Annotated in this window: 9 protein-coding genes; all 9 read left to right on the forward strand. The window is 68.6% G+C overall.

The window, feature by feature from the left end; all coding sequences use genetic code 11:
* The 9 genes from AC0VYN_RS22875 (at position 1) to AC0VYN_RS22915 (ending at position 14,004) form a co-directional block, all read left to right on the forward strand.
* Complete coding sequence (locus AC0VYN_RS22875; RefSeq protein WP_475532478.1) at positions 1–1,017, forward strand: glycosyltransferase family 4 protein; 1,017 nt, start codon at positions 1–3, stop codon at positions 1,015–1,017.
* Positions 1,014–2,612 carry a hypothetical protein gene (locus AC0VYN_RS22880; RefSeq protein ID WP_475532479.1) on the forward strand — a complete coding sequence of 533 codons (1,599 nt, stop codon included), beginning with the start codon at positions 1,014–1,016 and terminating at the stop codon, positions 2,610–2,612. The genes AC0VYN_RS22875 and AC0VYN_RS22880 overlap by 4 nt, the downstream gene beginning before the upstream one ends.
* Before the next feature lie 43 nt (positions 2,613–2,655).
* The gene (locus AC0VYN_RS22885; protein ID WP_157961238.1) at positions 2,656–3,135 is read left to right on the forward strand and encodes an NUDIX domain-containing protein; all 480 of its coding nucleotides are present in this window, start codon (positions 2,656–2,658) and stop codon (positions 3,133–3,135) included.
* 4 nt (positions 3,136–3,139) lie between these two features.
* Entirely contained in the window at positions 3,140–3,934 is a 795-nt protein-coding gene (locus tag AC0VYN_RS22890; protein ID WP_475532480.1) for a phosphotransferase family protein, read from the forward strand.
* Between the two features lie 325 nt (positions 3,935–4,259).
* On the forward strand, positions 4,260–5,828 hold the full coding sequence (locus AC0VYN_RS22895) for a TIGR02677 family protein (protein WP_475532481.1): 1,569 nt from the start codon (positions 4,260–4,262) through the stop codon (positions 5,826–5,828).
* Entirely contained in the window at positions 5,828–7,246 is a 1,419-nt protein-coding gene (locus AC0VYN_RS22900) for a DUF2398 family protein (RefSeq protein WP_475532482.1), read from the forward strand. The genes AC0VYN_RS22895 and AC0VYN_RS22900 overlap by 1 nt, the downstream gene beginning before the upstream one ends.
* Entirely contained in the window at positions 7,243–11,559 is a 4,317-nt protein-coding gene (locus AC0VYN_RS22905; protein ID WP_475532483.1) for a TIGR02680 family protein, read from the forward strand. The genes AC0VYN_RS22900 and AC0VYN_RS22905 overlap by 4 nt, the downstream gene beginning before the upstream one ends.
* Complete coding sequence (locus AC0VYN_RS22910) at positions 11,556–12,878, forward strand: TIGR02679 family protein (protein WP_475532484.1); 1,323 nt, start codon at positions 11,556–11,558, stop codon at positions 12,876–12,878. The genes AC0VYN_RS22905 and AC0VYN_RS22910 overlap by 4 nt, the downstream gene beginning before the upstream one ends.
* Complete coding sequence (locus tag AC0VYN_RS22915) at positions 12,844–14,004, forward strand: serine/threonine-protein kinase (protein WP_234350521.1); 1,161 nt, start codon at positions 12,844–12,846, stop codon at positions 14,002–14,004. The genes AC0VYN_RS22910 and AC0VYN_RS22915 overlap by 35 nt, the downstream gene beginning before the upstream one ends.
* Positions 14,005–14,015: the final 11 nt, after the last annotated feature.

A 14,015-nucleotide genomic window follows, 5' to 3' on the forward strand; every position in this document is an offset into this window, starting at 1 on the left:
GTGATCGCCTCCGTCGTCCGCGTCCCCTGGCACACCGCCCATGGCGGCTACGACCGCCTTCTCGACCACCTCCCCGAAGTCCGCCGCATCACCCCACCCGCCGGACCGCTCGCCACCAGGGCGGCCGGTCAGGCCCACCGCCTGCTCGCCCGAAGCTGCCCGCTGCCCTTCTATCCGGCCGAGCACTTCGCCACCGACCTGCACCTGCTGGCCTCTCGCTCGGCCGCCCACGTGCTGTACGGGGACGAGCAATACTGGTTCTCCCGTCACCGCCTCGGCCCAACCGCCGTCACCTATCACCAGCCGCCCGCACACCTCCAGCAGCACCTGCCGGCCCGTGCGTGGCGAAAGCTCGCGCCGACCGCCGAACGCATCGTCGTCCTCGCCCCGCACCAGCAGGCGTTCTTCGCCGACCTGGTGCCCGCCGACCGCGTGCACCTGGTACCCCACGGGATCGACACCACCGCCTTCACTCCGGCGCCCGCACCGTCGCTGTCGGACCGGCCGCTGGTGCTGACCGTCGGCTGGTGGCTGCGGGACTGGACCGTCCTGGACGCGGTCCACGAGCGGCTGCACCGCCGCTACGGCGACGGCGTTGAGCTGGTCGTCGTCACCCGCCAGGCCCGTACCCGGGCCTGGCACCCGGCCGCTCGCGTCCTCGAAGGCGTCGCCGAGCAGACCCTGGTCGCGCTGTACCGGCGGGCAGCCGTGATGCTGCTGCCGCTACTCGACGCGACCGCCAACAACGCGCTCCTGGAGGCGATGGCTTGCGGCACGCCGGTCGTCGCCACCGACGTCGGCGGCATCCGCCACTACACGGGAGAGGCAGCCCAGCTCCCCCCGCCCGGCGACGTCGTCGCTGCGACGGAGGCGGTGGAGAAGGTCCTCGCCGAGACTGGCACCGCCGCGCACGCCGTCAGGCGGGCCTCCGCCCGTGAACGGGCGGAACGGTTCGCCTGGCCCCTCGTCGCCGACCAAATGCGCGGCGTCTACCAACTGATGGAGGGAGCACGGTGACCGCGGCCGAGATGTGGCTGCAGGCCACCGTGCCCGTCCTGCTGACACTGCTGCTGGCCCGCGCGCTGTGGGCCTTGGTCGCGGTCGAGGTATGCGCGAGGTGGCTCCTCGCCTCCGCCGGCAGCACACCCACTGGGACGCAGGCGGGGAAGGACACCGTGCCGTGGCTGGTGGTGCTACTGCCGATGCTGCGCGAGCAGACCATCGCGGAGGAGACGGTGACCGCGTTCAGGGCACTGGACTACCCGCGCGACCGCGCCGCCGTCGTGGTCATCACCACCGAACGCGAAGTCTCCGCACGCGCCGGATACCGCGACCGGCTGGCGGCCCTGACAGCCTACGTCCCGCTGGAGGCAGGTCAGTTGCGGGGCCTGTTCCCGGCCGCCCGCTGCCGCAAGGTCGCCGAGGCAGTCAACGCCGAGCGATCAGCTGACCGGCTACGGGTTCTGACCGAGCTGTTCGACACCGAGCCGACCACCGCCGACATCGTGACGGCGCTCGCCGCCCGCCTGCCGGACGGAGGGCTGCCGCTGGTGCACCTCCACCAGCCCGATGTCGGCGGACGCAAGGCCGGACAGCTCAACTTCGCCCTCGACCGTCTGCAGCGGGTTCTCGGCCCGCTCGGGTGGAGGGAGGACGAGCATGCTGACGACACGTACGCAGTGGTCTACGACGCCGACGCGGCCCCCGACCGTCGCACCCTTCAGGCGTTCGCCACCAAGGCCACCGCACACCGGACCCGCACCCGGCGCGCCCCGGCCCTCATCCAGCAGCAGCGGCTGCCGCTGCTGGCCCGCCGCCCCTTTCCTGCCGGCCCGGTCGGTCTGCTGCTGGAGGGGGAATGGGCCTACCAGCTGCGGCGCTCGCTCGGCATCGAACTCGCCCGCGTCCGCCTCCACCGCTTCCTGGCCTCCTCCCGTCTGCCGGAGGCGGTACGGATGTGGTTGCGGCCCATGGTGTACGCCGTGGGCTGCGGCATGGCCGTCCATCTCCCTGCCGTCCGCGCGCTCGGCGGCTTCCCCGAACCGATGGAAGACCTCGGCACCGGCCACCGGCTATCCCTGCTCGGCGCCGACCTCACCGCCTCCACCGTCGCCGTCCTCGACGAGCCCTACACCGAACCCTCCGGACTGGCCAACCTCCACGCGCTGGCCTTCACCGCCTCCGCCCGCCCGGACCGTCACGCTGCCGCCGTCGCGCACCTTCCCACCGCCCTCTCCCGCCCAGCCAGGGTGGTCCTGGTGGCCCGGGAGTGGGCGGACGAGGCCGCCTGGCTGCTCGGCGCCCCGCTGATCGCGGCGGCCGTCCTGTCCGCCTGGTGGGCCGGGCCCGCCTGGACGGCCGTCGCAGCGGTCGGCGTGCTGCTGCACGGCCCCGTGGCCACCGCCCGGCTACTGGCCCTCGCCCCGGCCCTGCACGCGGCCGTCACTCCACCGCCCGGTCTCGCCCCCCTGCCCCGTACGTCCCCGGCACACCTGGCATCGCTGGTCGCAGCCAGCCCGTTCCAGCCATTCGTACGACTGGCCGGACCCTGGAAGCTGATCTTCGCGAAGGCGGCCGGACGCCACCGCGGTTTCGGCAAGACTGAACGCTGACATCCCTTCCCACCCACCACCGAAGCAGAGTTGGAGCCCACTCGTGGCCGAGCCTGTCACCCCGACCATCCGCACCTCCGCCAAAGCCGTCGTCGTCCACGATGGTCAGGTCCTGCTCCAACGAGCCAACTGGGAGGGCCAGGACTGCTACTTCCTGCCCGGCGGCGGCCAGAACCCCGGCGAACCCCTCGACCAGACCGCCCGCCGCGAGGTCCACGAGGAAACCGGCCTGACCGTCACCGTGGACAAGCTGCTGTGGCTGCGCGAGTACATCGGCGCTAACCACGACCACGCCGACACCGAGGCCGGCACCCACCGCATCGAAGCGATCTTCCACTGCACCCCCGAAGGCGACCCCGGCCGCCTCGGCGGACACGCCGAAGACGACGTGCAGACCGGCCTGGAATGGGTGGAACTGGAGAAGGTTCCCGGTCTGAACCTGCTGCCCCACGCCCTCCGGCAGCCGATCGCCGCCCTCGCCACGGGCCAGCACTCATCCAGCTATCTCGGCGACGTCGCCTGAACCCGTGGCGGCGATAAACGGCAGGGTCCCCGACAGCGCCCGGGAAATCACCACCGGACAGGCAAACCGCGTCTGGTACATCGACGGCCCAGTGCCGTACGTACTCAAGCACTACAGCGACCCGAAGCGCGCCGCCAACGAGGCCGCCGCCCTGGCCCTCCTCACCATGCACGGTGCCCCGGCTCCCGAGCTCCTCGGGGCCGGCCCCGGAGGCAGTCCGGCGTGGACCGCGCAGACCGCGGTCCACGCTGAGCCCGTGCCCGCCGGTCAGCTCCTTCACGAGTTGGCCGGCCCCCTCGCCGCCGTCCACCGCATCACGGGCCCCCATACCGGTCGGCTCGCCGGAGCCCGGCGGTACCGGACCTGGCACCGCTACCTTCACGGCCGTCTCGACACGTACACGACTGCCGCACCCGACCTCGCGCCCGCCGCGGCAGCCCTCCGCCGCCAACTCGACACCATTGACCTGGACATCGAGCCCAGACTGCTGCACCACGACCTGCAGCCGGGCCACCTCGTCATGCCCGCGGCCGGCGGGGCACTGCTACTGGACTGGGAACTCGCCGCCTTCGGCGACCCGCTGTCCGACCTCGCCCGCCTCGCCGTCCGTCTCGACCTGACCGACCCCACCGACGTGCTTCAGGTCGTCCCCCAGCCCACTCCGAACGCCGTCCGCAGGTTCCAGGTGTACTGGCGCATTCATCAGCTCGCCGACGCAGCCCTCAGCACCGATCCGACCGTACGGCAACGCGGCCGGGCTCGCCTGGGGCGAGGGCCATACCCACTCCTTCCTTCGTGAACCACGACCCGTCGCAGGCCCCTCGCTGTTCACCGCTACTGAGTGGCGACTCGGCCTATCCAACGGTCTGGAAGATCGTCGGCCCAGGAACTTGGTTTCAGCCGCCCCATTCCAGGCGCACGGGCTCGCGGGCGATGGGAGGGCGCTGCCGAAATCTGCGAGGGCGGCGGCAGTAATTCGAAGCGGCCAAACGGTCGAAGGAGGTGAGGCTGTTCGATTCTGGCGAGAGTGCTGAAGAGGGGAAAGCTACTTCTCTTCCGGCCTCGATTGTCAGTGGTGTCTGTCAGGGTATGCGCAATGCGTGGCGAGATGAGGGGCGGCGTAAGTGTTCCAGCGTGATGACTCTGGAGTCTCCGAGTCATTCGATCTTGATTCATTGACGGTGGGCGACCGTCTGCGACTGTTCAACTTCACGCAGCGTGATGATCCCGTCGCATATCTGTGGGTGCTGCGGGCGATGAACGTACTGCGGGCCGTACACCAGTTACAGGTTCACCCTGACGACGTGGCGAACGCGTTGAAGGAGCTCGCCACAGAGCACGACGAGGTACCGTCCGCCTCGGACCTCAATCTGCGGGGCATGCTCGACAACCTCTCCTCGGACGACGAGCAGGTCCTCTATCGAGTGGAAGATCCGTTGCGGTGCGGCAATCTTGCTGCGTACCGGAACCGGCAGTCGGTCTACCAGTTCACGGAGATCGGCTACCGCGTCTACCGCGCGGTGGAGGAGGTCATCGGCTCCCGCGTGCAGGACGCGAACCTGTCGCGGCTGGTCTTCGCGGACATCCTGACGGACTTCAAGGCGCTGGCGAGTGCGAACCGGGAAGGCGACCGGGACGAGGTGTACCGCAAGCTCGCACGCCTCGACAGCGTGCTGGAGGACATGACTCAGCGGGCGGCGCGCTTCTATCTGACCCTGAACGACGTGGCGCGCACGACGGATGTCTCTCCCGAGACGTTCCTGCGCTACAAGCACGCGCTGCTGGCACACATGAGTGAGTTCACAGCGGAACTGGAGCGCTACGCGCCACGGCTGGCCGAGGCCGTGTACGAGGTGGAGGACACCGGGGTCGAGACGCTGCTGGAGCGGGCCGCCGCAGTGGATGAGCGGCCCATGATGCGGCCGTCCGCACGGCTGGAGGACTGGCGGCGGCGCTGGATTGGGCTGCGCCAATGGTTCTTGGCGGACGGCCCTGTGGAGACCAAGGCCGCCCATCTGCAAGGCGCTACGCGCACAGCTATTTCGGGGGTCATCGCCCTGCTGCGGCAGGTGACGGAGTCACGTCGAGGAGGGGTGAGCCGGACCACTCAGCTGCGGCATCTCGCCGCCTGGGCGGCGGCTGCGCCGGATGAGCAGGCTGCGAACGCCCTGGTGTCCGCCGCCTTCGACCTACGCTCGGTACGCCATCTGTCGGGTGCCCACGACGACGATGACCAGATCTCACCGCGGACGACATGGTGGGATGCGCCCGGTGTGGAGATCAGCATCAGCCTGTTCCGGCATGGCAAGCGGCCGGCACCGGGTGGCCCGCAACCGGTCCGCACGCGCCGTGGCGCCCATGCCCGGCTGCGTGAGCAACAGTTGGCGGATCGGGCCGCGGACCGGGAGGCCGCGAAGGATCTTCTGGACCATGGGCCACACGACCGGGTGCTGAACGAGGCGGAGACCCGCGCCGTGCTCAAGCTGTTGACCCGTGCGCTGCAGGTGCGAACGGTCGTCGCGGGCCAGCTGCGTTCCGGGACCGGCAGCAGCGATGTCTTGACGCTGCGCCTGGTTCCGAACGAGCGCGGCAGCCAGCTGCGGACTGAGACCGGCACGCTGCACCTGCCCGGCTTCGCCCTGGAGATCAAGCCCCATGGTGCGATGCGCCGACGCCGAACGGAGAAATCCTGATGCCCGCCCATCGCGTAGCCGCCTCCGTGGAGACCTCAGATCTCGGCTCGTACCAGCAAGCGGCCCGGCTCATGCTGCTGCACGGCGTCATCACCGAGAGCTACCCGCGGGCCAAGGCGCTTGCGCTGGTGCTGCAGTGGGCCGACGAACTGGCCAAAGACTTCCGTGACTTGTTCGGCTACTCCTTGCAGACCAGCGCCCGTCACGCACGGCTGTTGCGGCGGCTGGACGCCTTCGACGCCAGCCAGGCGTTCCTCACGGTGAAGAGCAAGAGACCGTTCGACCGGCGGCGGCTGGCCTACCTGTGCCTGATCCTGGCCTGCCTGCACCGGTCACGCATCGAGATCAACCTCGCCGACCTCGTCAAACTGCTCACGCCGTCTGCGAACGCGATCGAGCACTTGGGCTTCGATGCGACCGCACCCGGCCACAAGGACGCGGTCGTTGACGTGATGGACTGGCTTGTCGACCGGGGTGCGCTGCGGATCTCCGATGGTTCGATGGACGACTGGGCCCGTGATCACGACCGCGGCGATGCACTGTTCGACATCGACCACGACACCTGCGCTGCGCTTTTCAGGCCGAACAAGCCGCTGCAGCACCTGGTCAGCGCTGCCGGGCTGCTGGACACCCCGACCGCCGGCACCGGACGGGACCCTCGTCGGCGCTTTGCTGCCCAGCGAGCCCGTCGCATGCTGATCGAGTACCCGGTGGTCTATTTCAGCGACACCGACGCAGAGACAGCAATAGCGCTGCGCCAGCCCACCCTGGCCGAGGACATCGCACGGCTGACCGGATTGCCGGTCGAGCGCCGCGCAGAGGGGATCATGCTCGTCGACACCACCGGGCACTTCACTGACAGGCGATTCCCTGGCCGCGGAGGAGCAGTCAACCGAACTGCCGGGTTGATGCTCGCCAAGATCGCGGACTTGCGGGAAGACCCGGAACGGGCCAGCAGTCTTCAATACCTCCTGCCCGCCGGACCAGGCGAGGAACACGCGGACCTGCTGAGCCGCATCGACATGGCCCTGCCGCAGGCCGGCACGCTCGAAGCCTTGGCGCAGGACCCGCACGCGGACGCTGGTTGGCACGTTGACGACGCCGATCCGGACGTGCCAGTGCATGAAGGGCAGACCAGCCTGCCTTTCGTGGAGCACGGCACTCTGGAGCAGATGATCACCGAGCTCTATGAAGAGTTCGGCCCCTCCTCCTTCACCAACAAGTGGCAGGCCGACCCCGGCGGCCTGCTGGCAGAGGCGGTCGCGCTCCTGGCCGACCTGCGCCTGGTCCACATCGTCCCCGGCGGGATCCTGGTCCGGCCCGCGGCCGGCCGTTTCCGCAACATCACCGCCGTCCTGCCGCGCCCCGCACACGGCCAGTTCGCTCTCGACTTCCCCATTGAGGACACCTCTCGATGACTCTTATCCCCCACTCCCGCACCGCTGACGAGTCAGAGGTTCGCTTCAAGCCCATCCGCGCCGGAGTGATCGGCCTTTGGGACTACACCGATGAGGAGTTCGTCTTCGCCGATGGCCGACTGGTCCTGCGGGGGCACAACGGCTCTGGCAAGACCAAGGCCCTCGAAGTGCTGTTCCCCCTCGTGCTGGACGGTGTCCTCGACGCAAGGCGCCTTGATCCGTTCAGCGGCGAGGAGCGGACCATGAAGTCGAACCTGCTCTACAAGGGGCAGGAGTCCGCCTACGGCTATGTGTGGATGGAATTTGCCCGCACCTGCCCCGACGGGGAGGTCCTCGAAGCCGTCACCGTGGGGATCGGCATGCGGGTGACCAAAGCGATGTCCACGCCAGCCCGCTTCTTCTTCGTCACCGACGGCAGAGTCGGCATCGACTTCGGCCTGCTGGACGCCGCCTCACGCCCGCTGCGGGAGAAGGCCCTGGAGAACCTGCTGGGTAAGAAGGCCATCTTCGATACGGCGGAGGCGTACCGGGAGGCGATCGATGACCGGCTGTTCGGGCTGGGCCGCGAGCGCTACAACCAGCTGGTCAGCCTTCTGCTCCAGCTGCGGCGCCCGCTGCTGGCCAAGGATCTTGACCCGGTCAAGCTGTCCGACACCCTCACCGCCGGTCTGCGCCCCGTCGACGATGACCTCATCCTGCAGGCCGCCCGCGACTTCGAGAACCTCTCCGAGATCCAAGCACTCCTCAACGCCCTGACGGGGGCGGATACCGCGGTCCGGAACTTCCTGCGTGACTACACCAGTTACCTGCGCGCCCATGCCCGTGACCGCGTCGACCACGTCACCGGGCGCATCCAGGACACAGCCGCGCAGTGCCAGAAGATCATGGAAGCTGCGGAGGACCGTCGCACCTCGGAGCGGCAGCTGACTTCCGCACAGCAGGAGCGGGATACCGCCGAGCGCCAGTGCAACGAAATCGGCGCCCGCTTGGCCGAGTACAAGAACCACGACGCCATCAAGCAACGTGACGACCTCAAGGAACTGCGCGACCGCGTACGCACGGAACGCCGGGGCATCACCGACGGCGAACGCCACCTCAACCAAGCCCAGAAGAACTTGGCCGCCCTCAATGGGGAGGCTGAGCGCGCTGGCCAGCGGCACGAGGAGCTGCGCAAAGCGGCCTCCCGGCACACCCACAGCCTCATGGACGCCGCACGCCGCTGCGGCATCCTGCACGACGACGCCACGCTGGATCTTGGTGCCGAGCTGGACACAGTCGTAGCAGGTCGCGTAGCCGCGCGTCGCAGCGAACTGGAGGACGTACGCGCCCAACTCAGCGCGTATGAGGACGCCACGAAGGACCAGGAACGCGAGCAGGACCACTGTGACGCGGCCAGCGGTGAGCTGACCGAAGCCGAGCGGCAGTCCGCAGCAGCCGCCGAGAAGCTCACGGTCGCCCGCACCACGGCCAGACAGGAGCTGGACGAATTCATCAGCCGCTGGAGCAGCGGTAACGACATCGCGGTCTTGGCCGCCGCCGACGGTGACGCACTGCGCGCGGCCATCGACACGGTGGGGGAACCCGACGCGTCCCCGCTGCCGGAGGTGTTTCGTTCTCTCACTGACCAGCGCCGCACCAGGGCCCTGACCCGCGTCGAGACCCTGAAGCGGGAGCACAGCGACACTGCACACGCTTTGCGCAGCAGACAGGATGAACGCGACACCGTGGCCGCCGAGGCTGATGACGCGCCCCCACCCAGTGACCTGCGTCCTGCCAGCCGCGATGATCGGCCCGGCGCCCCGCTGTGGCAGGTCGTGCGGTTCGCCGATCACGTTCCAGACGACCATGCAGCCGCTGTGGAGGGCGCCCTGTACGCGGCTGGCCTGCTCACTGCCTGGCTGCACCCCGACCCTGCGCTGACCGACCAGGCCCTGCACGACAAGGTCGCCGACGCCTATCTGCGCCCGTTGCCTCGCTCTCAGCGGCCCACCGGACAGACCCTGGCCGATCTACTGGTCGTCGAAGACCAGCAGCTCGTCGACGCTGCGGCGGTACGGGCTGTCCTGGCGTCCATCGCCGTCATAGAGGACGCCCCAGCGGCCGACGACATGCTGTCCGCTCCCTCGGTTACCACCGGTTCACACTTCTGCCTCGGCGTCCAGGCCGGTGCTCATCCCAAGGCCCAGCCGGAGTACATCGGGGCCACCGCGCGAGCCGCCCGTCGGCGGGAACGGCTGCTCCTTCTCGAAGAATCCATCGCCGCCCTGGACGCTCAGCTACGCGGCATCGAAGAACGGCAGCAGTACGCGCAGGAGGCGTTCGACGATTTCGACCGCGCCCGGCGTGAGCTCCCCCGCACCCAGCCGATCACCCAAGCGGTAGGCGAGGTGGCCGTGGTGGCGGAGAAGGTCGCCAGCGCCCGCCGCCGCCTCACCGAAGCCCGCACGCGGCTCGATGGGGCGATCGCCCGCGCCCATGAGAAGAACCGGCAGCTTCGGCATGCCGCCACGGTCACACGACTGCCCACCCTTCGTGAGGAACTGGACAACATCGCCCAGGCCATCGACGACTTCGCCAGCGCCGGCAGCGCGCTCTCCACCTGCCGTGAGCAGGCGGAGGCCGCCGAGCGCGACATCGCCGGCCGCAGGGAGATCATCGAAGTGCAGACCGAGTCCTGCTCAGAACAGGCTGAGGCGCTGCAGGCGCGCAGAGATGATTTCGCCGTTCAGGAGGAGCGACTGCGCACCCAGGAAGCGACGCTCGAAGCCCCTTTGCAGGAGATTCTGCAGCAGATCGCGGACGCTGAGGAGCAGCTCGCCGATGCACAGAAGACATACGGCCGTGCGAAGAAGGACGCGGAAGAGCAGCGAGACCGGCTTCTGAAGGCTGACCATGCCCTGGAGTTCGGCCATACAGCACTGGCCACGGCTGTGGCCGAGCAGGTGCGCACCACGCTAACGCTGGAGCCGTACGCCCGGCCCGACCTTCTGGGCCTGCTCGAAGCGACCGCCGAGACCGTCTGGCTGCCGTACGACATGTGGCCGAGTCCCGAGCAAGCGGTCCAGGCCCTTATGGACAGCATCACCTCGCCCGACACCTCTCTCACTGGCATGGAGGCCGCCCAAAGCGTCGTACCCGCATCCGTCGCCTCCTTGGTCAACGCGCTCGACGAGGCGACGAATGGCCGACCGATCACCGCGGGCCTCCTGAAGACCGTCACGACCAAGATCTCCACGGCGATCACCACGCTGGAGTCAGCCCTGTTGGAATCCGATCAGGGCTACCTCTTCGAGTGGGAGCCGGCCGGCGACATCATCCTGGCCCGGGTCACCGACAGCGAAGGACCAGCCCCCGTAGCAGACTTCGCCCGCCGCCTGGCCGAACAGCTCGCCGATCAGAGTGTGCTGCTGGAAGACAAGGAACGGACTGTCCTGGAAGACGGCCTCCTGACCGGACTGGCTCAGCAGATCCACGACCGTACCGTCGCCGCCCGCGACCTGGTCAAGAGCATGGACGCCGACACCCGCTCCAAGCCGATGTCCTCCGGAACGACGGTTGGCATCAACTGGGTCGTCTCCGACGCGATCACCGACTCACAGCAGGCCGTCAACAAACTGCTCGACAAGGACGCCTCCGGTCTTGGCCCGGCCGGCCTGGCCGAACTCCGCTCCCACCTGCGCAGCCAGATCCGCGCCAAGGCCGCTGCCGATAAGAAGAGGAGCTACCAGCAGGTGATCGCCGAGGTCCTGGACTATCGCGCCTGGCGCAAGTTCGAACTCCGTCTGTTCCGGCCGGGCATGAGCGAGGAGGAGCGTAAGAAGGGGGAACTGCTCACCAAGGCCAAGCACAGCGTGATGTCCGGCGGCGAGAAGTCCGCCTCTATTCACCTGCCGCTCTTCGCCGCCGCCCACGCCCAGTACAGCTCCGCGTACCCCACCTGCCCGCGCCTGATCGCCCTCGACGAGGCATTCGCCGGCATCGACGAGAAGTACCGCCCCGACCTTCTCGCCCTCACCGCCAAGTTCGACCTCGACCTCTTCATGACCGGCTACGACCTGTGGATCACGTACCCCGACGTGCCGCAGATCTCGCACTACGACATGAAGCATGACGAGGCATCCCACACCGTCTCCGCCATGTTGCTCGTCTGGGACGGCGAACAGATCCTCGATGACCTCGGATTCCCCGGATCCGACGACCTGGCCGCCGAACTCCTCGGCTTCACGCCCCGCCGACACGTGCCCGCGCAGGCAGGACTGCTTGCTGACATCCCCGAGGACGAGCCGATGAACGACGTCGAGGAATCGGAATGACCACGTCAGCAGAGGCATACGGGCGCTACCGGGGCCCCGAGTTTCGCCGGCTCCTGGCCGCTGCCCGGCGCTCGCTCGAGCGCAACGGCGGTGAGGTCAAGGGCTCGATCGGCCTGACCAACCCGACCGCTGCCGAACGCAACGCCGTCATCGGCATCACCGGCACCTATCGCTCGGCCGACGTCCGCCGCATCACCATCCCCCTCTCGGCGCTGGAGGAAAGTGTCCGCAACGTCGCGGGCATGTCGCTCCGCGATGTCCTGGAACGAATCGGCCCGGAGCTGCGCTTCCGCGCCGATGAGCGGACCACACTCGATCAGGCCCGGCAGAAGATCCTGGCCGAGGGCGAGGCCAGCCCGCTGCACACAGAGCACCCCTGGTACCGGCAATGGCTGGCCGACCTGGCATCCGACGGCACAATCACCGGGCTGATCAACAAGAAGGACACCCACCTCTTCAGCCAGGCCATCCGCGTCCTGGAATACCTCAACAACCGGCCCAGCGGCTCGCCTCCGGTCATGCTGCCCGCCCTGGCTGACGCCGCCACAGGAGACACCAAGGCCCTCAACCCCGGCCGCGGCTCTCTGCCGACACTGGTTCTGCGGGCCCTGGCCATGGCACGCGGAATCCCACTCGGATCAGGAGCCGAGACCCGGCGCGAGCTGTGGGACGCCTTCGACGTCATCGTCGACGACCTCGCCAGCCGCGTCCTCGTCCTCAACCTCCCCGCGACCGGACAAGGGCTGGGCCAGTGGCTCACCGACGCCGCCCGCTACGGCACCCCCTTCCACATCACCCTCCACCAGCTCATCACCCTGCCGATCACCGTGAACATGCCAAGGGTGTACGTCTGCGAGAACCCGGCCGTGCTCCGCCGTGCCGCCGGTGAGCTCGGCGCCAGCAGCCCGCCGCTGATCTGCGCCGAGGGCCGCCCCTCGACCGCCTTCCACCGGCTGGCCCGGTTGATCGTCCAAGCCGGCGGCACCTTGCTCTACCACGGGGACTTCGACTGGCCCGGCATCGACATGACGAATCAGGTCCGTACCCGCTATCAGGCCAAACCCTGGCGTATGAGCACTGCTGACTACCTCAGTGGTGTTCGCGCCGACAGCGATCACGTCCGGCTGAGCGGAAAGCGGCAGGACACCTGCTGGGAGCCAGAGCTCGCCGAGGCCATGGAAAGGGAGAACCGCGCTGTCTATGAGGAGGCGGTCACCGACACCCTCCTGGCCGATTGGTCATATGAGTCACAGGGAAGATCCAGCGAGGCACAAGAAGTAGCTCGTGCCACTGATAACCTCAGCGTTGTTGACGTGTGACGCATCGCGTCCGGCGCATTTCGCCTTCATCTGCCCGGTCGCGGAACGGGGGGCGATGGTGTTCGAGCCGCTGCGGGAGAACGACCCCCGAGAGATCGCGGGCTTCCGGCTGACCCAGCGTCTCGGCCAAGGCGCGATGGGCGTCGTCTACCTCGGATACCGCAGCCCCCGCCCCGTGGCGATCAAGGTCATCAAGCCGGCGCTGGCAGACCAGCCGTACTTCCGTCAGCGGTTCGCCCAGGAGCTGGAGGCGATCCGGCGTGTCGGTGGATTCCACACCGCGGCTCTCGTGGACGCTGACCCCGACGCGGAGCAGCCTTGGATCGCCACCGAATACGTCCACGCGCCCTCGCTCGACGTACTGCTGGACCAGCATGGCGCGGTGAGTGAGCTTGGGGCGTGGTGGCTGGCCGCGAGTCTGTCCGATGCTCTGATTCACATCCACTCTGTCCGGCTCCTCCACCGCGACCTGAAGCCCAGCAACGTGCTGGTCACCACACAGGGCACTCGTGTGATCGACTTCGGCGTCTGCCATGTCGGAGGTGCGACCGGCCTCACCTCCGGCGACACACCGGTCGGCACTCTCGTGTACATGGCGCCGGAGCAGGCCATGGATTCCCGCAAGGCGAGCGAGGCCGCGGACGTGTACAGCCTGGGCGCGACGCTGGTGCATGCGGCGACTGGGCACCCCCCGTTCTACGCCGATATTCCGGTACAGCGGATACTGGACGTTCCGCCCGATCTCTCGGGCATGCCTGAGAGCCTGCGAGAGCTGGTTGTCAGTGCCCTGTCCTACGCTCCGGAGGACCGGCCGACCGCTCACAGTGTGCTGGAGGCGGCCATGGACCGGCTGCTGGAGCATGCGGTACCGGTCAGCGGTCCGCTTTACCCACCGCTCCCCGGTGCCTTCCTCACGGACGTCCTGCAGGTGGAAGGGGCACCTCCGGTGCCGCCGGACCCTCCTGAGCCAGTCTCGGCTCAGGAGGGTGTTGCGGGTCCGGAGCTCGGGGACGAGGTGTCGCCCGCGGAACCTGCCGTCGCCGGCGCGTCCAGTGGCGGGGGCGCGCCATGGGCTGACCGTTGGCGCGGAAAGATCCGCGACCGGCGGTCTGACTTCGGCGGCTGATTCCGCCGGGT

Source organism: Streptomyces sp. 63XJN7_1_ISO-PGPR-S23-121, assembly GCF_056173025.1.